Here is a 22,130-nt window from a genome sequence, read left to right as displayed (position 1 = left end):
CAGCAAGGCGCGTATATCGAGACGCGCAACGGCTTCGACGTCGACGGGGTCGAGATCAAGTGCCGCCTCGACTTCGGCGCCAAGGCCATCGACTGGCGCGGCCTCTACAAGAACCCGGGTGCATAGGTCGGGCCATCCCTGACATCTCACCTCTGACGGGCGGTCCAATCGGGCCGCCCGTTCCCGTTTGAAAAGGATCCTGCAATGAAAAACTACGTCCAGCCCGGCAATACCATCACCCTGACCGCGCCCTATGCCGTGACCTCCGGCGACGGCTTGCTCGTCGGCTCGATCTTCGGCATCGCATCCGGGGACGCTGCTCTGAACGAACCTGTCGAAGTCGCCCTGACCGGCGTGTTCGACCTCATCAAGGTTGGCTCGCAGGCCTGGACAGTCGGCGCGAAGGTCTATTGGGACGACACCAACAAGCGCACCACAAGCGTGGCCACATCGAACACGTTGATCGGCGTGGCCACAGAAGCTGTTGCTGGTGGTGCGGGCGACGTGATCGGCCGCGTGCGCCTGAACGCGAGCTTCTAATGACGGCGTTTGCCGCTGTCGTTGATGCGCTGTTCGCGGATCCCAACATCGGGCGCGAAGCGGTCTACACCTCCGATGGCGGTGCGCCCGTTCTGGTGCGCGTCGTCTCACGGCAAGCCGATGCGATCACCGACTTCGGCGACGCGCGGCTCTGGTCCGAGACCACTCGTATCGACCTGCGCGTAGACGAGGTTGCGAATCCACGCCCCGGCGACCGCTTGGAGATCGACGGGGACGCCTTCCTCATTCAGGGAGAGCCGGTGCGGGATCGCGAGCGGCTGGTCTGGACCGTGGATCTGAGGCCCGCGTGAAGCTCAAGCTCGACATCGATCCCGACATCGTGGCTATGATGGCAGCCGAGGTCGCGGCGGGCGAACGCGCAGTTACGGCCGCCATGCGCGAGGCCGGGACCGGGCTGAAGACTGCCTGGCGCACCCAGATCACTGGCGCGGGGCTCGGACGGCGGCTTGCCAACTCGATCCGCAACCAAAACTTCCCGCGGTCGGGCGAGAGCCTTGATGCCGCCGCGCTGGTTTGGTCCAAGGCCCCGGTTATCGTGGACGCCCACGACAGCGGCCCGCTGATCCGCTCGAAAGATGGGTTCTACCTCGCGATCCCGACCGAAGCAGCAGGCCGAGGTCTGCGCGGTCGCCGGATCACCCCCGGCGAATGGGAGCGCCGGCGCGGTCTACGCTTGCGCTTCGTCTACCGCCGCCGAGGACCCAGCCTGCTGGTGGCGGACCGCGCGCGGATCAACAAACGCGGTCAGGCGGTGGCATCGCGCTCAAAAACCGGCCGTAACCAGGTCACAGCGCCGATCTTCCTGCTCGTCCCGCAGGTAAAGCTGCCGAAGCGGCTTGATCTCGACCGTGAAGCCGAGCGGGCGCTCGATAGTGTGCCGGGGTTGATCGTCGCGAACTGGGTGGAGAGCCGATGAAAGTAAGCAAGCAGAGCCACTTCGAGGTCCGATAGACTATCTGCGGCAGCAATCTAAAACATTGGTCATGACCAATATTCCATGCTCAAAATTCGCTTGTTGGTCACGCATTTCGTACGCCCACTTCAAGCCATGGAAAAGATTGTTCCTCAGCCGATATACAATAATGAGCAAGGCCTTCGCCTTTTCAGCGTTGTCATCGTTTCTCCCAAGCAATACGGCTTCGACAAGTTCGCGATTATCGTTTCTTCGGAAATTCAAATGGTCAAACCTGAGATTTATAGCGCCGTCCTCGACATAACGGTCTTGGAAGTAATCAAGGGGTGCTTGAAGTGGTGCGAAATCAACAAGCGCTTCCCTATTTCCGTCAATGAATTGACCAATCGAACGCACGCTTCCACTTCCCGATAGAGCGGCCGCTTCAAAAACGCTCCATATAATCGAAAAACCAGCAACTGCTGACCTCTCGCCCTGGGCCAGTTCACGATAACCTGGCTGGCTGCGTTCTAACCAATCTTCTGCAAGCATTTATGGACCTTCGGCGAGATGGATAGCATTTCGAGCACCATTACTGCCAGTATCGCGTAGAGAAGCAATGCCTACCCTCCGTGAAACCATCCTCACCACGCTGCACGCGCGGCTCTCGGCGCTTGCCGCCACAGCCCTGCGCGGTGACGTGGTACCCGAGCGCGTGCCGACCGATGGCTTGCTGATCCTGCGCGACGGTGAACCGGGTGAGCCCGAGGTCACGTTGTCGCCGCTCGCGTACCACTATCAGCACCGCGCCGAGATCGAGGCAGTCGTGCAGGGCGCCAACCGTGACGCTACATTTGACATCCTGACCGCCAGCATTGGCGGGGCGCTCGCCGCTGACCGTACGCTGGGCGGCCTCTGTGACTGGGTCGAGGCGGAAGCACCGCGACCGGTCGATCTGCCCGTCGAGGGCGCGGCGAGCCTGAAGGCCGCCGTCATCCCGGTGGTCCTGCACTATTCAACGGCTGACCCACTCAGCTGATCCCGACAATCTGAGGAGAGCACGATGGCACGAGCCCAAGGGGCGCGGGCGCAGATGGCGCTTGCGTTCGAGACGACCTATGGAACACCGCCTGTGGGTGGCTTCACCAAGATGCCCTTCGCCAGCACTTCGCTGGGGGCGGAGCAACCACTGCTCAATTCGGAATTGCTGGGCTACGGCCGCGATCCGCTGGCACCGATCAAGGATGCAGTGACGGCGGATGGCGATGTCGTGGTGCCGCTCGACGCCGAGGCGTTCGGGTTCTGGTTGAAGGCAGCCTTTGGTGACCCGACCACGACCGGCCCCGGCCCCTGGACGCATGAGTTCCAGTCGGGGTCCTGGACTCTGCCCAGCATGTCCATCGAGACCGGCATGCCCGAGGTGCCGCGCTACGCGATGTATTCCGGATGCGTGCTCGACCAGATCAATTGGCAGATGCAGCGATCTGGCCTGCTGACCGCGACGGCCCGATTGGTGGCACAGGGCGAGACGGTCGGCACAACCACCAGTGCAGGCACGCCAGCCGCTCTCGAATTGCAGCGCTTTGGCCATTTCAACGGATCGATCACGCGCAACGGCTCCGCCCTCGGCAACGTCGTCTCGGCCGACATCACATATGCCAACAACCTCGACCGGATCGAGACCATCCGCTCGGACGGACGGATCGATGGAGCAGACCCGTCTATTGCCGCGCTGACCGGCTCCATTGAGGTCCGCTTCGCCGACCAGACGCTGGTGACACAGGCGATCAATGGCGATCCCTGTGAGCTCGAGTTTGCCTATGTGCTGCCCTCTGGCGAAAGTTTCACCTTCACCGTGCATTCCGTCTATCTGCCACGCCCCCGCATCGAGATTTCCGGTCCGCAGGGCGTTCAGGCGACTTTCGACTGGCAGGCCGCGCGCGACAGTCTGGTCGGGCGGATGTGCACCGCCACCCTGATCAACGACATTGAGGTATACTGATGCTGACGCTCGATCTGACGAACGCCCCGCGCTGGCATGACCTCGCGCCCGGCGTCCGGGTGCAACTGCGCCCGCTGACCACCGCACTGATGGTTGCAACGCGCAGCGACACCGCTGTGGAGGCGGTCCCTGAGACCGCATCTGACGAAGAACGCGCCGTTGCCTTCGCCAAGGCGCTGGCGCGGCGGGCCGTGCTTGCATGGGAGGGTATCGGTGATGCTGATGGCAACGCAATCGAGCCGAACCCTGAGGCCATCGACGCGCTTCTCGACATCTGGCCGATATTCGAGGCCTTTCAGCTGACCTATGTCTCCAAAGGCTTGCTGCTGGAACAGGAAAAAAACGTCTCCGCGTCCTTGCCGAATGGTCCTTCGGCGGGGGCGAGCGCTACTGCGAAGCCTGCGCGCAAGCCTGCCCGGACTGCCCGGCGCGGCTGAACCGTCCTATCACATTCGAAGGCTGGCAGGTCTGGGACCTAGTCGATCGACTCGGCGGCCAGCTGCGCGTGCTGCCCGGCGCGGTTGTCGGCTGGGACATGTCGGCAGCACTTGCACTCGGTGATGCACTCGGCGTGCCACCTGCCGCAGCAGCTGAACTGTTGCCTGTCATCGAAGCGGTGATGGTCGCCAAACTCAACGAACAGATGGATCACTCCCATGGCTGAGAAGCGCGTTTCGGTCCGCCTTGCTGCCGTCGGCGGCCGACAGGTGCGCGCCGAACTGGAAGGTGTGGGCGAAGCCGGGGCGCGCGGGTTCGGGCGGCTCAGCCGCGAGATGGAAGCGGCCAACGCTCGGCTGGCTGCATTCTCGCGGCGCGTCCGGATTGCCGCTGCAGCTGCGGTCGCCGCAGCCGCTGCTGCTGGCGTGGCCATGGTCCGTTCGGGACTGCAAACGGTGGATGCGCAGGCCAAGCTAGCGCAATCGCTGGGCACGACGGTCGCCTCGATCCAAACCCTCGAGCGTGCGGGCGAACTGGCCGGTGTCTCCATGTCCGGCATTGAACAGGCGACGAAAGACCTGACGCGCCGCCTCAGCCAAGCGGCTGCCGGGACAGGTCCAGCCGCCGACGCGCTGGAGCGGCTGGGATTGTCTGCCACCGACCTGATTGCCCTGCCGCTGGATCAGCGGGTGGGGGCGATCAACGCGGCCATCGAGGAGTTCGTGCCGGTCGCCGAGCGCGCCGCTGTCGCGGGTCAGCTCTTCGGTGAGGAAGGCTCTATCGCGATGTCGCGGATCGACACCGCAACCCTGCGTCAGGCGACTGAGGACGTCCTTGCGTTCGGTGTCGTTGTCTCCGAACAGGATGCCGACCAGATCGAGCGCACCAACGACGCGATCTCCCGTCTTGGCCTCGTTTGGCGCGGGCTGTCGAACCAGTTAGCGGTTGCCGCGGCTCCCGCGCTCGAAGCGGTCGCAAATGCCATGGCGGCCGTGGCCAGTCGAACCGGACCGCTCGGGATTGCGATCCGGGGGCTCTTCGACAACATCGGTCGCATTGCCACCTACGCTGGTACGTTCGCGGCCCTCCTGGCCGGGCGCTGGGTAGCCGGAATGGTAGCTGCGGCGATTTCCGTACGCGGCCTTGCAACCGCGCTTGTCGTGATGCGTGGCGCATTGATCCGAACCGGGATCGGGACGCTGATCGTTGGCGCGGGTGAACTGATCTACCAGTTCGGCCAGCTTGTCTCCGGAGCAGGTGGCTTCGGAAACGCCATGGCACTGCTGGGCAACCTCGTGAGCGAGGTCTGGGAGCGGATCAAGATGGGGGCTGGCAGCTTTGCAGCCTCTGCGATGGCGGCCTTTGCGAATGTTCAGGCGGCGTCGGCTGCCGCGATGCAGGGCGCGCTCGAGGGCGTCGTCGGCTTTGCCAATGCGGCCGTGAACAGTTTCGAGGGGGCTTTTGAGGCAATCAAGGCCGTCTGGGGGCTTTTGCCTACCGCCATAGGCGATCTCGCGTTTCAGGCGGCGAACAGCCTGATCGAAGGCGTCGAGGCGATGCTGAACGGCGTCGTCTCCCGGATCAATGGCTTCATCGGAGGCGTGAACGCCGGTCTTGAAGCGCTTGGCGTTGAGCGGCGGATCGGCCTGATCGCCGATCTCGATCTGGGGCAGCTTGAGAACCGTTTTGCGGGTGCTGCGACCCAGGCGGCCAATGCCGCGCAAGATGCTTTTGCCGGAGCGTTCGCAGACAACCCGCTGGCTGTTCCGGACCTGGGGTTTTCGGGCGCAGCCAATGACGCCGCCGCCTCAGCAGAGGCATGGAGGCGGACTGCTGCCACTCTCGCAGACGGGGCCCTGCAGCCGCTTGAAGCTCTTGAGGCCTTGCGAATGGCGATGCGCAATGCCGGAACCGAGGCAGAGACGTCGCTCGACGGAGCAACCATGGCGGCGGATCGCTTCGAGGCTGCTTTGGCCGAAGATGAAACAGGTGGACCCGCAGCCACCCTCGATGAGACAGCCGCAGCTGCTGGTCGCGCCGGAGGCGCGCTACAAAGCGCTGCCGATGTTGCGCGACAGTCCTGGGATGCGGCCCGGGCGGCAGTGGAACGCACGCAAGAAATCGCGCGAGGGCTGGCCGACGATATCACCGGGCCGATCAAGGAGGCTCTGAAGTCGGGCGAACTCAGCTGGCAAACCTTCGCGAGCGCAATATCGGGGATCGCACAGAACCTGGCCAACCGTCTGATTGATAACGCCTTCAAACCGATTGAGGACGCGCTGTTTCGTGCCTTTTCGGGCGCGGGCACCGGCGGGGGTGGCGGCCTCTTTGGCTGGCTGACCAGCGCGCTTGGCGGTCTGTTCGGGATTGGCGGCACCTTCGCTCGCGGCGGAGCCTTTGGGCAGGCGGGCGAGATCACAGCCTTTGCCAGCGGTGGCGTGGTCTCACGGCCAACCGTGTTTCCCTTTGCCCGCGGCATCGGGCTGATGGGCGAAGCAGGCCCCGAGGCCATCCTGCCGCTGCGCCGAGGCCGGGGCGGTCGGCTTGGCGTTGAGGCGAGCGGTGAGGGCGCTCAGTCCGCGACCCGCATCGTCAACGTTCTGGATCCGTCGATTGTTGGTGACTATCTGGCGACGCCCGCAGGTGAGCGGCTGATCGTAAACGTGATCCGGCGCAACCGGGGAGGACTGGATGCCTGACCTCTGGCCCTTCCCGGTGCGCCAGCCGGTCACCGAAGTGCTGGAATGGCAAACCGATACGCTGATCACCGAGGCGGCCGAGCAGCGTATCGCGCTCCGGACGGTACCGCGGTCAATCCTGACCTTTACGCATTTACTCGATGGGACCGGCCTCGCGCGTGCCGCCGAGCTCGCCCGGGCGGGGGCGCTTGACGATTGGATCCTGCCTCTCTGGCATCTGGCGCGTCGGGCGACGGCAGCAATCGATGCCGCCAACCTTGCGGTGTTCGTAGATACCAGCGAGGGAACCTTTGAGGCGCCGGGACAGGCCGGCATCGTCGCTGATGGCGGGGAGGCATTCCTCGTGGAGGTCAGCGCGGTCTTGCCGGACCGGTTGGAGCTGGCCGCGCCAGCGGGCGTGACGTTTGTGCATCCGATTGTGGCCCCGGTTGGCATCGGGATCCTGACGCGGCCTATCGAGATCGACCGGCGCCGTCAGGGGCTGGGTACGGTCACCGCGACATTCACGTCGCAAGACGGGATCGATCTGGCTGCGAGCAGCTACCCCACCCATCTCGGGCTTGATGTGCTGACCGATCCCCCCGTACTGCGCCAATCGCTGAGTGAGGCTGTGGGTAAGTCTGTGGATTACATTGACAACGGCTTCGGTCCTATCGTGATCGAACCGGTGCTGACCCATGTCCAGCGCCGGTCGACCATCACACTCATGGACCGGGGTGCCGCGCGCTGGACACGCCGGAGTTGGCTGCATGGGTTGCGTGGCCGCCAACGAGCCTTCTGGCTTCCGACTTGGGGCCGTGAACTGGTCCTGCAAGCGGCGGTCACGTCCTCGGCCACGTCTTTCGTCGTGGCAGCCAACGCCGATCCCGGCGTCTGGATAGGACGGCATGTGATGTTCGATCTCGCCTCTGGCCCGGTGTTCCGCGAGATCAACAATGCCGTCTATGACGCGCTCGGTGTTCGTCTGACCATCGCGGCACCGGGCAAGAGCATTCCCGTCACAACGCCCATTCATCTGTTGACCAAGGTGCGGCTCGATACAGATCGCATTGAGATCGAGCATTGTGGCAATCGGTCCGAGTTCGCGGCTAGTCTGATCGAGATACCCGGATGACCTATGATCTTGCCGAGACCTCGACCGCCGAAGGGCGGCCGTACTTCCTCTATCTCTTTGCAGAGGGCAATCAGGTCTGGCGCTACACCAGCCGAGCCACCGCCTGGACCTCGCCTGCAGGGGCCATCGCCGATGAGATTGAGGATCTGATCTGGGACCCTTCAGCGGTCAGCCACGGCTCCGTCGTCCAGAGCAGCGACCCACGGCGGGTCGATCTCAGCGTCTCCTTTCCGCTCTCCGATCCTTTCGCCCGCCGCTATCTCGGACCGCGCGGCCGGGCGGTCACGACGCTCACCATCTTTCGAGGGCACGAACAGGTGCCAACGGAGGTGGTTGCGCATTGGAAGGGCCGCGTGGTCTCGGCCCGCATCAAAGGGCGGCGCATCACCCTGCGCTGTGAATCCCTCTTTACATCTATGCGCCGCGAGGGCGTCCGCGCCAAATACCAGCGCCTTTGTCGTCATGCGCTCTATTCCCGGGGCTGCCGCCTCGACATCGAGACATTTTTTGTCGGGGGCACGGCGAGCTCGCATCAGGGCCTGACGATCACCGTCCCCGAGGCCGCATTGCTGCCAAACGGCTGGTTCCGGGGTGGTGTGCTGCGCCACGCGGGCCTTCTGGGGTTCATCGCTGGGCATGTCGGAGATGCACTGACGCTCTCCGGCCGCATGCCCGATCTGGAGGCGGCCATTGATGATCCCGAAGCCCTGGCGCTCGTCGAGATCGCCCCCGGCTGTGATCTGCGGCGCGACACCTGCAAGGCCAAGTTCGGCAATCTCCTGAACTTCGGCGGCTTTCCCGACATTCCCGGCCGCAATCCGTTCGGCGGCACCAGCATCGTCTGACCCAAATCTGAGAATTTACCATGGTCTGGAACTTCGTCGTCCAGATCGTCGCCAGCCTCGTTCTGACGGCGATCTCCTATGCACTGTCGCCCAAGCCGAAACTCGAGGCCCCAAAGGCGGCAGGGCTTGATGATTTCGACCTGCCGACGGCTGAGGAAGGCCGTCCAATCCCAGTGGTCTTCGGCACCATGCTGCTGCGCGGCCCGAATGTCGTCTGGGCCGGGGATCTGAAGGTCGATCCGATCCGCAAGAAGGGCGGCAAGAAATGAGCGAAGATCTGATCGTCACCGTGCAGGATCTGCGCGCCTCGCGGCTTTGCTTTCAGGGCGCGCGGCCGTGGTTTCGGCGTCATGGTCTCGACTGGCAGGCCTTCCTCGCAGACGGGCTGCCTGCCGACGTGCTGGCTGCCACCGGCGATGCGCTGGCATTCCGCGTGATTGCGGAGGCAGAGAAACGCGCTGCGCACACCGCGAGCGAGACCTGAGCCATGGGTGGTCGTTCAAAGTCGCAGACCGTCGGCTACCGCTATTCGCTCGGGGCGCATCTGGCGCTCTGTCATGGACCTGTGGATGCGATCCGTGAGATCCGGGTTGATGACCGCACGGCCTGGTCGATTGGAACGGGTCAGAGCACGTCGCAAGGAACCGGCGTCGGCGCGCTGGCGAGCTACGGCGCGGTAACGGGTATGTCCGCCACCGCGGCGGCAGAAGGCGACAGTGTGGCCGAGGTCCGTTTCCCGGGCACGCTCAGTGGGATCCGGCTCGGCCAGAGTTATGACCTGCAGCTTCTGACGGACAACACGACCCGGACCGTGACCGTGCAGGCCGTGAGCTTTGATGCGAGCGCCGGTGTAACCACATGGCTCGTCGAGCCCGCTGCCACGGCGTTCACGGCCCAATCGGCGTCGGTTTCGGATGCGGCCAGCGTGCCAAGTCTCAACGGCGGGGCTGCAGGCGGGCGCATTCGGATCAACAAGCCCGATCTCTTCGGCGGAGAGAAGCGCGAAGGCGGCATTGTCGGCGACATCGACGTGTTGATGGGCGCGCCGACCCAGGCGCAAAACGACTATCTCGCGTCACGAGCCGGGGCTGATGTGCCCGGGTATCGCGGGATCTGCAGCCTCGTGTTGCGGCAGGTATTTCTCGGCCTCAATCCCTATCTCAAGCCCTGGTCGGTGCGCCTGACGCGGATCCTGAAGGCCGAGGATGGCGGCCCGCAATGGTATCCCGAGAAAGCACAGATCGTACCAGAAGTCCGGATCGGGAATGCCGCGATCTACATTGCCATGGACGCCTCGGGCTCGATGTCGGGATCGCGCATGGCGGCGCAGATTGCTGCCGTCTCGCGTCTGGTGGAAGAGATCGGCGAGAACGCCCTGGAGCCCAACGACGTCCAGATCGTCACCTGGAACTCCTCCGTCTCCGGCACGATCCTGCGGCGCGACGCCGATGTCACGGCCTACGGGGAGCTCAAGGATTGGGTCGATGCGCTTTCAAGCTCCGTCAGCGGCGGGACGGATTTCGGGGTGGCCGTCAGCCAGGCAGGGGCGTTTTTCAACGGCTCGGGTGGCAAACGCCGCATCCTGATCTTCGTGACTGACGGTGAACCGAGCCCGGCCTCGACCCTGCAGACCGCCATCGCAACGCTTTCCGGCATCTCGGAGGTCGATGTCTTTGCCTTCAACATCGCGCTGTCGGACACCAGCGCCACCGCCCAGATCGACAACACGCCTGTCGATGGCGTGCCCGTCGTGCCGCCCGGCGATCCCGATGCATTGGTGGCCTCGCTGCGCGCAGCCTTCGGGCAAGGCCCTGACATGAACCCGGCCCATATCATCCGGGAAAGCCTGACCAACGGAGATTGGGGTCTTGGTCATACCTTTGCGGATATCGGCCCCAGCTTTGCCATCGCCGCGGACGCGCTGTTCTCCGAGAGCTTCGGGTTGTCGCTGCTCTGGCAGCGGGAATCGACCATCGAGGACTTTATCGCCGACGTACTGAAGCACATCGACGCCTATCTCTATGTCGATCGCCGCTCGGGCCGCTGGGAGTTGCGCCTCATTCGCGCTGATTATGATCCCGAGACGCTGCCTGTGTTCGACGAGACCAATGTCGTCGATTGGGGCGAGCTGGGCCGCCGCGAGGCCGCTGATCTCGTCAACAGCGTCACGGCGAAGTTCTCCGACGCCCGCACTGACCAGACCGGATCGGTCAGCGTCACCGACACCGCGCTTGTCCAGGATCTGGGTCAGGTGGTGAGCGCGACGGTCGATTACCCAGGCATTCGTTTCGAGTCCCTTGCGGTGCGGGTCGCCGAACGCGATTTGCGCGCGCTGTCGGCACCAATCCTCTCGGGCGAGATCACCGTTTCGCGGGTTGGAGCCAATCTCGATCCGGGCAATGTGATCGTGCTGTCAAACCCGAGGCGCGGGCTCGACGGTGTTGTGGTCCGCATCGTTGAGATCGACCATGGCGACGGGCGCGCAAATGGCGTGCGCCTCAAGATCGCCGAGGATGTTTTTGGGCTTGGCGAGACCGCGCTCGTTGGCGGTGAAAGCGGCGACCCAGGGAGCCTGATCCTGCCGCCCAAGCCGCTGACACGTCGCTGGGTGGCGGAAGCGCCATACTGGTTGCTCGTCCAGGAATTGGGACATGCACAGGCCGATGCGCTTCTCGACGAGGATCCAGATGCAGGCGCGATCGTTGCGGCCGGGGAACGTCCGTCGGCCGATGCGCTCTCGGCCCAGGTCTGGAGCGACAGCGGGGCCGGCTACACGCTCGAAGAGGCGGTCGAGTTCGTGCCGACGGCACTGCTGGTCTCGGAGGTCAGCGACGATCCGGCCGAGAGCGTGCTGACCGTCGGCAACTGGACCGGGCTTGGAGACGTGGCCATCGGCACGCTGGCAGCGATCGGCGACGAGCTGGTCCGGATCGACGGGGTGAGTGCCACGGCGCTGACCGTCGGGCGCGGCTGTCTCGACACGGTGCCGCAAGCCCATCCCGCAGGGACGCCGATCATCTGCTGGCAGCAGCTGGCGAATGCGTCGGAAGCGGGGTTCGCTACCGGAGAAACGGTGACAATCAAGATGCTGCCCGAAACTGGTTTCGGGACGCTTCCACTCGCACAGGCACCAGAAGACGCCGTGACGCTGGCCAGCCGAGCCATCCGCCCGCTGCCACCCGGTGATCTGCGCGGCAATGGTGTGTCGGTCGTAAACCCGAACGTGCTGAACCTCGGCCCGGTCCTTCTGACTTGGTCTCATCGCGACAGGCTCACCCAGACCAGTAGCCTATTCGATGCCTATGACGCGGCCGATATCGGGCCTGAACCAGGTGTCACCTACGCGGTCGAGATCCGCTGGGTCGATCCCGACACGGACGCGACGCTGGAGCCGCCCGCCGCCGTGATCGATGTGGGCGCCGCCAACAGCCTCACGCTGACCAAGGAGGATGTGCCGATCCTCGCAGCGCCCACTGGCACGAAGCATTTCGAAGTCCAGGTGCAGGCGCGCCGCACGACCGGGACTATAAGCTACGAGGCTTGGCAAGTCCGGTCGATCCGGCTGTTCATGCCGGACGGGATCAAGGTCGCCGAGGTCTCTGCCTGGACTGAGATCGGGGCCGACGCGCGCCTGACCGTTGCCGAGACGGTGATCTTCCTGGATCGCGGCGGGGCGGTACAGCTGACCATCGCGGAGGCGGTCATCTGGATCGGCTTTGGCGGTGACGCGCGCCTCACCATCCCAGACATCGACATCTTCAACGAATGGGGCGGCCAGTCCCGTCTCACGGCCGCCGAGGCCGCTCTCTATATCGAGGTACTCCCATGAGCCACATTCTCCATCTTGGACACCAGGTCACCGACCTTGCGGGCGTCGAGGGCCGCATCAGTACCGATGCGGCAGGATTCGACGCCGATCTCGACGTCAATTGCATCCGGATCAACACGGGTGAGACGAGCGCAGTCCCGTTTTCTGCCTCGTGGTCCTTGCCCGCGGGTGATGTCTGGCTGGGATTCCGATACAAAGCGCCGTCGGTCAACGCCCACATTATTGGCACGGACGGCACCTTCCTCGAGTTTTACGACGACACAAATGCGCTTGTTGCGATTGTCAGAACTGAGCGGGACGATGAGAAATATCACGCGATGGCGGTGGGTGACACCAGTGTCGACGGCGCTTCCTCCTTCGTCGCTGCCACGAACCAAGTCTATTGGGTCGATGTGAAGATTGCTGTAGGCGCTGACATCACCATCGAGTTCTACGCTGATGGGGTCCTGCAGAGCAGTGCAACAGCAGCCAACGCCGGTGGCAAGGGTCGACCCGTTCGCTGCGTGTGGAAGAACTACGGCCTTTTCGATTTCTACAATCCCGCCATTTGTTATTACGCGCATATCGCAGTCCTTGATGGCGTCTCGACCATCGGACGGCGGTTTGCGCGACGCACGCCGGATCTGGTCGCGACCTATGACGCCTTCTCGGGCGGCGTCGATGCGGTGAAGGACGGCGACATTGCCACCCGTGCCGCGAGCGACATTGCCGGTCAGCGCATGTCATTTTCGCTGGCGGGGCCGACGGGGCCTGCCGGGGCTTCGGCCATCGCGGGCGTGCATGTGAAGCAGCTCGCTCAGCTCGGGACAGCAGGACCAACCGGTATTGCAGGTTTCCTTCGGATCGGCGGGGTGGATTATGACGCGTCGCCCGGCACGCCGTCGCCGGATATGGCCAGTCCGGTCTATTCGACATGGGATGTGAACCCGGCCGACAGCACACCCTGGACCACGGCCGCGCTGCCGACGGAAGTCGGGATCATCTCGTCATGACGCCACCCCGCGCCGATCAAGGCGACATGCGCATGTCCGAGATCGAATTCCAGGCAATGCTGACACGCGCCGCCGAAGCGGGTGCCAAACGCGCGCTGGCCGACGCCGGAATCGATGGCAAGGACGCGGCCCTCGACATCCGCGATCTTCGCTCACTGCTCGACTGCATCCGCTTTGTGCGACGCACCGCCGTGCAGACAGCCGTCCACCTGATCACCACCGGCGTGATGTTGGCTCTACTGGCGGGCATCGCGATGAAATTGAAGATCTTCGGCGGCAATCCGTAGCGCTCGCCGAAACAACACTCTCACCCACCCGAACCCGCCCATGTGGCGGGTTTTTCGTTTCTGGAGGACATCATGACCACGACCTTCTACGAGCATTGGCGCGACGTGCCGGACGACACCTGGCGTTGGCCGAATTTCTCACCCGCCGAAATCGCCTGCCGCGGCACCGGCAAACTGCTGATCAACGAACCGGCGCTGGACAAGCTGCAGGTGCTGCGAGACCGGCTGGGCAAGCCGCTGATCGTGCGGTCCGCTTATCGCAGCCCCGAGCACAACCGCGCCGTCGGCGGCGCGACGCGGTCCAAGCACATGGATGGCGCGGCCTTCGATATCGCAATGTCGAACCATGACCCGGTCGTGTTCGAGGCGGCGGCACGCGCAGTCGGGTTCCTTGGGTTCGGCTTCTATCCGCGCTCGGGTTTCATCCATGTCGATCTCGGACCCACCCGCCAGTGGGGTGAGCAGTTTCCGATCCGAGCGACCTCATTCGCCGAGGACACGCCGCCCGCGCGTGAGGACCTTGCACAAAGCCGCACCATGAAAGGTGGCGGAGCGGCCGGTGTCGCGACCTTGGGCGCAGCCGGGGTCGAGGTCGCGCAAAACGTTCTTGCCGAGACCCAGACCGCGATCCTGCCGCTGGTTCCGTATCTCGACACGCTTCGCTGGTTGTTCATCGCCGTGGCTCTCGTTGGGATCGCGGTCACGATCTACGCCCGACTCGATGACTGGAAGCGGGGGCTGCGGTGATTGGCGCACTCCTCACCGGGTTTGCCGCCAGCCCGTGGGCGAGGGCCGCGATACGCTACGCTGCGATCGCCCTCACCGTCGTCCTGTTCCTGCTTTCGATCCGCCGCTCCGGCGAACGCGTCGGGCGGATTGCTGAACGTCTCGAACACACGGAGAAGGCCAATGATGTCCAACGCGCGAAATCGGGAATGTCTCGGTTAAGCACAGTAACGGCTGCAGCCCCGGTTCCAACCACAGCAATGGCGATTGCGGCGGTCTGCAATGGTCGTCATGGTCTGCCCCCGTTCAGCCCCTGTGGGTTTGTCACAGCACATCCGGTACGGCATCGTATTTGAGAGGAAATGTCACTGCTTATCCGGTTCCGCCAGTTCCATGACGAAATAGTGCAGATGTGGACGCAGCATCGGCTGATCCAGATAGGTCGTTGTTTCCAAAGGCCCCGCGACCTCGACAAAACCGAGCTTGGGGTAGAGACTGCGCATCTCGACATTGGGCGTTAGCGTGTCGGCGACCAGCCTTTTCAGACCCATCTGGCGCGCCGTCGCGATGCGCGCTTCGATCAGCCGACGACCGGTGCCGGTGCCCCGCGCAGCTTCGGTGACGAACACCCGTTTCAGCTCTCCGGTATCGCGGTCCAATCGTTTCATCATGCCGCATCCGACAATCTGACCGGCCTCGTCGCGCGCCAGAGTAAGGCACCCATCGGGTGGCAGGTAGTCCGCCGCGTGTGTCCAGAATTCGGCAAGCGCGCTTTGCGGCGCGGCGGGATCGATCCCGAACCCCATGTCCTGCATGCGCCGGACGATGTTGGCATAATACTGGGCCAGGATGGCGTTCAGGTCATCCTTCGGGGGCAGTCGGTCGCAGTTTGTAATCTCGATCGCTTTCATCGAATGTCCTACTTCGTCGGATTATTGGGAGCAGCAGTCTTGGTGTGCCTTTCTGCTGGTAGTCGCATCATGTCAGGCACCGGTCGAGGCAGGCGAGCCAGTTGTCGCGCGCGAGCTTGCGGAGGAGCGGGGCATCGTAGCCATGCGCGCCCATCGCCTCGAAGAGAAGCGGAACGCCGGTCACGTCGCCGATGAGATCGGGCAGCACGCAGCCGTCGAAATCCGAGCCGAGCCCGACGTGATCCTCGCCCGCCTCGGCGATCAGATGGTCGAGGTGGCGCAGCATCGTGTCCCAACCCGTGCCGCCATCGGCCCTGCCGTCCGCATTCAGGTAGAAAGTCGCGAAGTTGAACCCCACCATGCCGCTGCGCTCGCGGATCATGTGAAGCTGCCGGTCGGTCAGGTTGCGCGGACTGGGGCAGAGCGCGTGGGCGTTGGAATGCGAGGCGACGAGCGGCTTGCCGGAGACGCGGGCCACATCGTCGAAGCCCTTTTCGTTGAGGTGCGACAGGTCGATCAGGATGCCGAGTTCGTCGCACAGGCGGACAAGGTCGCGGCCCTTCCCGGTAAGGCCGGGCCCCGTATCGGGCGAGCCGGGAAAGGCCATCGGCACACCGTGGCCGAAGATCGTGGACCTGCTCCAGACCGAGCCGAGCGACCGCAGGCCCATGTCGTGGAAAAGATGGAGGGCGTCGAGGTCCGGCCCGATCGCCTCGGCGCCCTCCATGTGCATGACGCCCGCGATCACGCGCGCCTCCATCGCGGCGCGGATCTCGGGCACCGAACGGCAGACGCGGAAGTCTCCTGGGGCGGCCCGCTCCATCCAGTGCAGAAGCCCGGCCATGGCCAGCGCATCGGGCTGGGCCTGCGTGTGCGTCATCTCGGGCGGCATGGGCAGCGCATAGGGCGGGTCGGCCATCAGTGCCTTGAAGTCGGGCGGCGGACCACTGGACGCCGGCGGCACGAAGATCGCAAAGAGCCCGCCCGCAAAGCCGGAGGCCTTCATCCGCGCCAGGTCGAGGTGCCCCCGGCCACTGGCGCCGAGCCAGGTCTCCTCGCGCGGGGCGGGCGTCATCATCAGCCGCAGCAGGAAATCGTTGTGGCCGTCGAAGAAGGGAACGAGGGCGGTCATCGGGCTGGCTCCTGCTCGGTCAGCGTTGTGAGATAGGCATCCACCGCGCGCAGCAGGTCGCTGCAATGCGCGTCTGTGATCCCGAGATGCGTGAAATGTGCGACGATATTGGCAAGGTAGTCCCGGCTTGTGCCAAGATCACCCACCCCGTGGGCAACGTAGCGTACCTGTTCCTCGTGGGTCAGATCGGGGCGCACGTCCGGCACGTCGTGGTCCGCGATAAAGGCCAACACGCGGATATCCACATCGCCGATCCGGGCCGGGACGAACCGGGCAAGGTAGCCGGGCGCGATCATCTCGCGCCGGAACAGGATTTCGGTCTCGGTCTCGACATCCGCCGCCGCGATCCGAAAGGCCAGCCCCTCGCACCCTTCGCCCGCATCGAGTGTCGCGAACAGGCCCGGCGCCTCTTCCGTGCCGCGGCCACCCTTTGTGTCGACCAGGATCAGGCGGCGGGCATGGCCCGCGACATTGGCGCGCCGCACCTCGGCAAAGCGCAGGGCCGGATCCCACATCAGCGACCCATAGCCAAAGATCCACAGATCGCCCGAATGGCCAGCCAGGGCCTGTGCCCGGATCGCCTCGCGCTGCGCGTCTGTATGGACCCAGTCGCGAAACGCCTCTTGTCGGGGGTCTGCTGCGATGATCGCCTCAACGCTGAACGTTCGAAAGAAAGACGTCTCAGTATCGGCGATCCGGTCGCGCAATTCAGGGTGATGGGCAAAAGGGTCGGTCAGTTCAGGCAAGGCGGCTCTCCTCTTTGGTCTCGCGGACCGGTATCATTTCCATGCAGATGTCGACGCCTTCGACGATGCCCGGAAAATCCGCCGAACCGGGCACGTCGCGAAATCCAGCGCGCCGGTAAAGCGACTGGGCGGCGTGCAGTGCGTGATGGGTGGACAGACGGTAGCGGACGTATCCGGCGGCCTCGGCCTCGGCCAGCAGCACTTTTAGCATCCGCGCCCCGATCCCGTGACCCCAGGCATCGGGGCGCACGAACATGCGCTTGATCTCCATCGTCGCGGCGTCCTGCCCATAGAAGGCGACACAGCCCACCGGCGCGCCGTCAAGCCGCGCCAGCAGCAGACAGCCCGAGGGCGGGCCGAAGCGTCCCGGCAGGCCGGCAAGTTCGGCTTCGAGGTTGGCGAAGACCGACGGGTTGGGGTCCTTTTCGCCCTTCGCCACATTCTCCATCGCCCAGCCGAAGAAGTCGCGGATCAACGCGCGCACGGCGTCAAGGTCTTCGAGGGTTTCGGCTCTGGTGATATCAACCGCCATCTCAGCGTGCCTTCAGCGGATAGCGGTCAGCTTCGGCAAAGACGTCGACCGCAATGGTCCCGGCCCGGATCCTCGCGCTGTGCTCGACACCTGCAGGGATGTCGTAGTTGTCACCCGGTCGATAGGTCCGCGTCTCGCCGCCGATGGTGAAGACGATCTCTCCGGCGATCACCGTGCCCCATTGGGGCCCGTGCGCGTGGGGCGGAAGGTCCATGTCCTTGTGAAAGCGGAAGAAGGCCACCAGCCCCGCATCCGAAGCGACGGCGTGGGTCGTGACCACATCCTCGGGGAACGGCACGTCAAGAGCGGGCATCGCGTCGAAGAAAGCGGGAAAGTTCATTGGCGTCTCCTTTTGCAGTGGTTCAAAGCTGCGGCGTTTCTCACGCCACCAGCCCCAGTTGTCGTGCGATACTGGCGCTGTCGTAATAGTCGCGGCCCTCGACCACCTTGCCGTCCTGCACCCGCATGACCGAGCAATAGCGCACTTCCATCCGGCGGCCCGAGGGTGGGAAATCCCCCAGGCTCGAATGAAGGGGTCCGGTCTGGGTGCCGCGATTGAGAAACTCGACCACCGCCCAGCCGTCGGGTCCATCGCCCCCAGTGATGACGTTGACGACCTTGACCTCGCCATCGGGGAAAGCCGCGCGCCAGCGGTGATAGTCCATGCGGTAGCCGTCGGGGCCGATCTGCGCCTCGCCGCGCGCCACATCCTCGAAGCGACAATCCGGGGCGATGACGGCAGCACCGCGGTCAGGATTGCGCAGGTCCCAGGACTCGTGAAACTGGCGGACAGTTTGTTCGATGATGTTCATGGGATTTCCTTCGGGGTCGGGTCGCCGGGTTGCGGCGGCAGTTGCACTATGGCGAGGCGCACGTCCTCTTCGCCGATCACGGTGGTCGTGTGGCCCGATCCGGAGACGTCCTCCATCCGCCAGATCGCGCCTGCGCCGAATTCCCGCATCTCGCCGTCGCCCGCCTCGACCCGAAGGCGGCCGGACAGGCAGAAGGCGACCTGCCGGCGTGGGGAAGGATGCTGCGCCCCGCCCCATCCGGCGGGCAGGACGAGATAGAGCAATCCGGTCACCGCCTCGGTTGCTGAGATCGGCATTGGAGGCGCGGGCGGGGCGAAACCGCCGGAGCGGAGGGAAACATGCAGGTCCGAAAAGTGCGAAATGCCGTCCGCCCCCTCTGTCAGGTGCAGGATCGGCATGACATCGGCCATTTGCCTTGTGGCTTTTGTCATGCGTCATCCTCCGCGCAAAGGCTGCCGCCCATCCTATGGCAAGGCATCCTCATCTCTCAGCTTTCAAGGCGATCATCGTCACAAAGGGCAGGAAGCCGTAAAGCGTCCCGGCCTCGGCGCGGCGCATGTATTCGGCCTCAAGCGCATCCGCGAGTGGCTGCCCGATCACGCCGTCGCCCACCAGGCGCGCCGATGCCATCCTGACCCAGACGAGGTTGCCCATGCCGTCCGTCACCACGCGGTTGGCGGTGCCGAAATGCGCGACCGTTAGCCCGGCAGCAAAAGCCAGCGGCTTGAGCTTGCCCGCAAGCCAAGCGTCGGTGACCGATCCGGCCACGAAGGCCCGGGCGCAAGAGTCCAGCGGATCGCCTTGGCAAAGCCCCAGAGCCGCCTTCGAGAAATCGGCGTCACAGACCACCAGTGTGCCGCCCGGGCGCAGGATGCGCGTGGCCTCGGCGACCAGACTTGCGGGGTCGGCCACATGGGACAGCACGGTGTGCAGGATGGCGATGTCCGCGCTGCCGTCCCCGAGACCGAGCGCGGCACCGTCGCCGACCCGGAACTCCAAGTTTGCCCGGTCGCCCGCCAGCCCCCGCGCCGTGTCCGTCAAGGCGACGGAGGGTTCGATGCCGAGGACGCTGGCGCGCCTGAATCGGTCGGCGATGCGCCGGGTCACACCGCCGGTGCCGCAACCGATATCGACGATCAGGCCACCGTCGGGCGGCGAAAGCCGGTCGAGATAACCGTCGATCACGGGCAACATGGAGGGGTCCGCCGCGCGCACTTCAAGCGCGGTTGCCATGATCTCGATGAACTCCGGGGACGCCGCGTCGACATCTGCGAAGGGGTCGCTCATCCCGCCACCTGCCGGGCGTAATCCTCTGCGTCGAACCAGCCTCTCGAGGCGATGACTTTGCCCTCGCCGTCGAGGTTCCACTCTTCCCAGCCGGCAATCCGCAAGGGGTTGCGCGTTTCGGCATGGTGGCCGGTGAAGGTCCACAGAAAGGCGACGTGATCGCCCGCGATGCGCACCCCGTCACAGGTCAGGTTCAGGTCGGGAACATCGGCGAAAAATCCCTCGGCCATGGCCTGCACGCCTGCACGCCCCTCCCAGGGCGTGCCACGGTTGATGACGATGCCGCCCGTCTCGGCGTAGAAGGACGCAACTGCTTCGGGCGAGCCGCTGTTCCACGCAGCCGTGTAGTTGGCGGCAATCGCCGCGATGGCCTCGGTCATGTCATGGCTCCTTCCTGCAATTCAGCAAACGGATCGCCGTCCCAGTCGCCATGGCTGCGCAGCGCGCGCAGTCGGGTGAAGGACGAGTAATCGAACATGAGACCGGCGCGGTTCTGCTCCATCCGGGCGCGGTGACGGCCATCGTGATAGGCGGCCTCGCGCATCGCCTCGTCCGAGCGCCAGAGCGAGCAGGTGAAGCCTTCGCGCCCTTCGGGGCCGTTGAACACGTCGTTGCGCAGGTTCGAGGGCAGCGCGCCGTACCACGCCATCACCTCGGACACGCCTTCCACGAAGAGCCGGATGCGGGGCAGCATCCAGTCCTCGCGCGACAGGAACCCCGCTGTGGTGACGACGACCAGCGGGCCGCCGGGATCGGCCGGGGCGGGACGCACTGCGGTGCCATCCTCGACATGGCCGCGCCAGTTCACCTTGCCCCGGTGCGACACCGGGATGGCGAGGCAGTGCCAAGCCGCGACGGCTTCCGCCAGCCAGGGCATCGCCGTGCCCGGATCGGAAAGCATCGCCTCGGCCTCGTCCCGGCTGCCCCAGATCCCGAGCCCGCCCCAGATGTCCGAAGTCAGGGTGACGAGACCGTCGTCGCCCGGTGTATGTTGCGGGCAGAAGCGCCAGACGGCAGCTCCAGCGACGGGCGCAAATATCCGGTCTCGTGCGGATATGGCTTCGGGAAACCGCAGCCGGTGCAGGGTGATCCAGTCGTGATCACCAGTCCGGGTCATGCGGGCTGACCCTGCGGTCCGGCCGCGATCATCTGGCGCACCAGCATCAGCAGCGGCACGCACAGACCGAGCAGCACCACCGCGGCATCGAAACTGCTGGCCGCCGATCCGGTCAGCGCCGCCAGCCATCCGCCCAGCACCGGGCCGATCAGTGTGACGCCGTAGTACAGCGTGAAGAACAGCCCCATGCCCAGCGCCCGCGTCGCTGGGTCCAGCACGGCCGCCGGCAGCGTCATGACTGGCCCGGCGCCCAGGCCCGTGCCGATCCCGATCAGCGCGAACCCCAGCGCTGGCGGCAGGTCGATGCGAATTACGATCAGCCCCGCCGCAAAGACCGCGAGCCCGCACAGGATGACGCCGTCGCGCGCCCCGGTCCGATCCGCGAGGATGCCGCCGAACGGGGCGCACAGCGCCAGCACCCACAGCGACAGGCTGGTCAGGCCGCTGGCCGCGACCAGCGGCAGGCCGCGCTGGGTCAGAAGCGCGGGACCAAAGCTGAAGGCGAGGATCAGCGCCGCGTTGACGAAGGCCCAGATCAGCGCCGCTGCGACCAGCGCTCTGAGCCGCGCGCCTTGCGGCCACACGGCGGGCAAGGCCGCGCCCGCGGCCTGCGGCGAGGTGCGGAACACCGCCAGCAACAGCCCCAGCCCCAGCGCCGCCAACGCGGCATTGATACCCAACGCGACATCCAGTCCGCCCAGTGCCGCGACACCGGGCAGCACCGCGAGCGCCAGCGCGATGCCGACGGGCCAGGAATTGATGTAGATCGCCATCGCCGTGCCGATCTCGCGCCCCGCGAACCAGTCGGCGACGACCTTGGTGCCGATCACATTGAGTGTGACACCGCCGACACCGGCGATCACACGTGCCGCGATCTGCCCCGCGAAACTGTCGACCAGCAGCGCCAGCGCGCCGCCCGCCAGCATCAGCGCGCTGGCCAGAACCAGTAGCCGCTTGTCGCCAAAGCGCGCGGCCAGCGATCCGCCCGGCAGGGCGATGACGACGCCCGGCGCGAAATACAGTCCCACCAGCAGGCCGATGTCGGCGAGTCCGACCCCGTAGGTGGTGACGAACAGCGGCGAAAGAGCGCCAACCATCTGGAACTGAAACGCCATCGCGGTGCGCGCGATGAACAAGATGGCCAGCATCCGCCAGCGCGCCGTTGCGTCGTCCATGTCGTCCCCATCGACCGCCGCCAGGTCGGCAGC

General features: G+C 65.1%; 28 protein-coding genes. 16 read left to right on the top strand and 12 right to left on the bottom strand.

The window, feature by feature from the left end; translation table 11 throughout:
* The first annotated feature begins 204 nt into the window (after window positions 1–204).
* From HNS34_RS17820 to HNS34_RS17810, 3 genes are read left to right on the top strand one after another with little or no spacing between them, the layout of a single operon-like run.
* Window positions 205–540 (top strand): DUF2190 family protein, encoded by a 336-nt coding sequence (locus tag HNS34_RS17820; protein WP_172321451.1) that lies wholly within the window; start codon window positions 205–207, stop codon window positions 538–540.
* The gene (locus tag HNS34_RS17815) at window positions 540–851 is read left to right on the top strand and encodes a head-tail joining protein (protein ID WP_172321450.1); all 312 of its coding nucleotides are present in this window, start codon (window positions 540–542) and stop codon (window positions 849–851) included. The genes HNS34_RS17820 and HNS34_RS17815 overlap by 1 nt, the downstream gene beginning before the upstream one ends.
* Window positions 848–1,477: a DUF6441 family protein gene (locus tag HNS34_RS17810; protein WP_172321449.1), complete on the top strand. Its 630-nt coding sequence runs from the start codon at window positions 848–850 to the stop codon at window positions 1,475–1,477. The genes HNS34_RS17815 and HNS34_RS17810 overlap by 4 nt, the downstream gene beginning before the upstream one ends.
* A 36-nt stretch (window positions 1,478–1,513) precedes the next feature.
* On the opposite strand, the gene HNS34_RS17805 is transcribed toward HNS34_RS17810, so the two are convergent.
* The gene (locus tag HNS34_RS17805; protein WP_172321392.1) at window positions 1,514–2,005 is read right to left on the bottom strand and encodes a hypothetical protein; all 492 of its coding nucleotides are present in this window, start codon (window positions 2,003–2,005) and stop codon (window positions 1,514–1,516) included.
* 67 nt (window positions 2,006–2,072) lie between these two features.
* On the opposite strand from HNS34_RS17805, the gene HNS34_RS17800 reads away from it, so the two are divergent.
* The 13 genes from HNS34_RS17800 (at window position 2,073) to HNS34_RS17745 (ending at window position 14,406) form a co-directional block, all read left to right on the top strand.
* Window positions 2,073–2,492 carry an acyl-CoA transferase gene (locus HNS34_RS17800; RefSeq protein WP_172321448.1) on the top strand — a complete coding sequence of 140 codons (420 nt, stop codon included), beginning with the start codon at window positions 2,073–2,075 and terminating at the stop codon, window positions 2,490–2,492.
* 24 nt (window positions 2,493–2,516) lie between these two features.
* The gene (locus tag HNS34_RS17795; protein ID WP_172321447.1) at window positions 2,517–3,455 is read left to right on the top strand and encodes a phage tail tube protein; all 939 of its coding nucleotides are present in this window, start codon (window positions 2,517–2,519) and stop codon (window positions 3,453–3,455) included.
* Window positions 3,455–3,892, top strand: coding sequence for a phage-derived protein YdaY family protein (locus HNS34_RS17790; protein ID WP_172321446.1), 438 nt, complete (start codon window positions 3,455–3,457; stop codon window positions 3,890–3,892). The genes HNS34_RS17795 and HNS34_RS17790 overlap by 1 nt, the downstream gene beginning before the upstream one ends.
* Window positions 3,893–3,990: 98 nt before the next feature.
* Entirely contained in the window at window positions 3,991–4,119 is a 129-nt protein-coding gene (locus tag HNS34_RS20950; RefSeq protein WP_268879111.1) for a DUF7697 family protein, read from the top strand.
* The gene (locus HNS34_RS17785; protein ID WP_172321445.1) at window positions 4,112–6,592 is read left to right on the top strand and encodes a phage tail tape measure protein; all 2,481 of its coding nucleotides are present in this window, start codon (window positions 4,112–4,114) and stop codon (window positions 6,590–6,592) included. The genes HNS34_RS20950 and HNS34_RS17785 overlap by 8 nt, the downstream gene beginning before the upstream one ends.
* On the top strand, window positions 6,585–7,706 hold the full coding sequence (locus HNS34_RS17780) for a hypothetical protein (protein ID WP_172321444.1): 1,122 nt from the start codon (window positions 6,585–6,587) through the stop codon (window positions 7,704–7,706). The genes HNS34_RS17785 and HNS34_RS17780 overlap by 8 nt, the downstream gene beginning before the upstream one ends.
* The gene (locus HNS34_RS17775; protein ID WP_172321443.1) at window positions 7,703–8,551 is read left to right on the top strand and encodes a phage BR0599 family protein; all 849 of its coding nucleotides are present in this window, start codon (window positions 7,703–7,705) and stop codon (window positions 8,549–8,551) included. Before HNS34_RS17780 ends, HNS34_RS17775 begins: the two co-directional genes overlap by 4 nt.
* A gap of 20 nt (window positions 8,552–8,571) precedes the next feature.
* Window positions 8,572–8,820 carry a hypothetical protein gene (locus tag HNS34_RS17770; protein WP_137703187.1) on the top strand — a complete coding sequence of 83 codons (249 nt, stop codon included), beginning with the start codon at window positions 8,572–8,574 and terminating at the stop codon, window positions 8,818–8,820.
* The gene (locus tag HNS34_RS17765; RefSeq protein ID WP_172321442.1) at window positions 8,817–9,035 is read left to right on the top strand and encodes a hypothetical protein; all 219 of its coding nucleotides are present in this window, start codon (window positions 8,817–8,819) and stop codon (window positions 9,033–9,035) included. Before HNS34_RS17770 ends, HNS34_RS17765 begins: the two co-directional genes overlap by 4 nt.
* A gap of 3 nt (window positions 9,036–9,038) precedes the next feature.
* Window positions 9,039–12,380 carry a phage tail protein gene (locus tag HNS34_RS17760; RefSeq protein WP_172321441.1) on the top strand — a complete coding sequence of 1,114 codons (3,342 nt, stop codon included), beginning with the start codon at window positions 9,039–9,041 and terminating at the stop codon, window positions 12,378–12,380.
* The gene (locus tag HNS34_RS17755) at window positions 12,377–13,372 is read left to right on the top strand and encodes an FscB (RefSeq protein ID WP_172321440.1); all 996 of its coding nucleotides are present in this window, start codon (window positions 12,377–12,379) and stop codon (window positions 13,370–13,372) included. Before HNS34_RS17760 ends, HNS34_RS17755 begins: the two co-directional genes overlap by 4 nt.
* A gap of 32 nt (window positions 13,373–13,404) precedes the next feature.
* Entirely contained in the window at window positions 13,405–13,659 is a 255-nt protein-coding gene (locus HNS34_RS17750; protein ID WP_214647525.1) for a DUF6127 family protein, read from the top strand.
* A gap of 72 nt (window positions 13,660–13,731) precedes the next feature.
* The gene (locus HNS34_RS17745) at window positions 13,732–14,406 is read left to right on the top strand and encodes a YcbK family protein (protein WP_172321438.1); all 675 of its coding nucleotides are present in this window, start codon (window positions 13,732–13,734) and stop codon (window positions 14,404–14,406) included.
* 344 nt (window positions 14,407–14,750) lie between these two features.
* On the opposite strand, the gene HNS34_RS17740 is transcribed toward HNS34_RS17745, so the two are convergent.
* The 11 genes from HNS34_RS17740 to HNS34_RS17690 form a co-directional block, all read right to left on the bottom strand.
* A complete protein-coding gene (locus HNS34_RS17740; RefSeq protein ID WP_172321437.1) occupies window positions 14,751–15,296 on the bottom strand; it encodes a GNAT family N-acetyltransferase in 546 nt (181 codons plus the stop codon).
* 67 nt (window positions 15,297–15,363) lie between these two features.
* Window positions 15,364–16,428, bottom strand: coding sequence for a dipeptidase (locus HNS34_RS17735; protein ID WP_172321436.1), 1,065 nt, complete (start codon window positions 16,426–16,428; stop codon window positions 15,364–15,366).
* Window positions 16,425–17,174: a gamma-glutamylcyclotransferase gene (locus HNS34_RS17730; RefSeq protein WP_172321435.1), complete on the bottom strand. Its 750-nt coding sequence runs from the start codon at window positions 17,172–17,174 to the stop codon at window positions 16,425–16,427. The genes HNS34_RS17735 and HNS34_RS17730 overlap by 4 nt, the downstream gene beginning before the upstream one ends.
* Window positions 17,167–17,706 carry a GNAT family N-acetyltransferase gene (locus HNS34_RS17725; protein WP_172321434.1) on the bottom strand — a complete coding sequence of 180 codons (540 nt, stop codon included), beginning with the start codon at window positions 17,704–17,706 and terminating at the stop codon, window positions 17,167–17,169. Before HNS34_RS17725 ends, HNS34_RS17730 begins: the two co-directional genes overlap by 8 nt.
* Window position 17,707: 1 nt before the next feature.
* Window positions 17,708–18,046 carry a cupin domain-containing protein gene (locus HNS34_RS17720; RefSeq protein ID WP_172321433.1) on the bottom strand — a complete coding sequence of 113 codons (339 nt, stop codon included), beginning with the start codon at window positions 18,044–18,046 and terminating at the stop codon, window positions 17,708–17,710.
* A 40-nt stretch (window positions 18,047–18,086) separates the two neighbouring features.
* A complete protein-coding gene (locus tag HNS34_RS17715; protein WP_172321432.1) occupies window positions 18,087–18,518 on the bottom strand; it encodes an ester cyclase in 432 nt (143 codons plus the stop codon).
* Window positions 18,515–18,949 (bottom strand): cupin domain-containing protein, encoded by a 435-nt coding sequence (locus tag HNS34_RS17710; protein WP_172321431.1) that lies wholly within the window; start codon window positions 18,947–18,949, stop codon window positions 18,515–18,517. Before HNS34_RS17710 ends, HNS34_RS17715 begins: the two co-directional genes overlap by 4 nt.
* A gap of 49 nt (window positions 18,950–18,998) precedes the next feature.
* Window positions 18,999–19,805, bottom strand: a complete 807-nt coding sequence (locus tag HNS34_RS17705; RefSeq protein WP_172321430.1) for a methyltransferase domain-containing protein — start codon at window positions 19,803–19,805, stop codon at window positions 18,999–19,001.
* The gene (locus HNS34_RS17700) at window positions 19,802–20,185 is read right to left on the bottom strand and encodes a nuclear transport factor 2 family protein (protein ID WP_172321429.1); all 384 of its coding nucleotides are present in this window, start codon (window positions 20,183–20,185) and stop codon (window positions 19,802–19,804) included. Before HNS34_RS17700 ends, HNS34_RS17705 begins: the two co-directional genes overlap by 4 nt.
* Window positions 20,182–20,922, bottom strand: coding sequence for a hypothetical protein (locus HNS34_RS17695; protein ID WP_172321428.1), 741 nt, complete (start codon window positions 20,920–20,922; stop codon window positions 20,182–20,184). The genes HNS34_RS17700 and HNS34_RS17695 overlap by 4 nt, the downstream gene beginning before the upstream one ends.
* Window positions 20,919–22,097: an MFS transporter gene (locus HNS34_RS17690; protein WP_172321427.1), complete on the bottom strand. Its 1,179-nt coding sequence runs from the start codon at window positions 22,095–22,097 to the stop codon at window positions 20,919–20,921. The genes HNS34_RS17695 and HNS34_RS17690 overlap by 4 nt, the downstream gene beginning before the upstream one ends.
* Window positions 22,098–22,130 lie beyond the last annotated feature (33 nt).

Origin of the sequence: Alterinioella nitratireducens (assembly GCF_013155465.1) — a bacterium.
Classification (GTDB): domain Bacteria; phylum Pseudomonadota; class Alphaproteobacteria; order Rhodobacterales; family Rhodobacteraceae; genus Alterinioella; species Alterinioella nitratireducens.
This window is presented reverse-complemented; position numbering and strand designations above follow the sequence as displayed.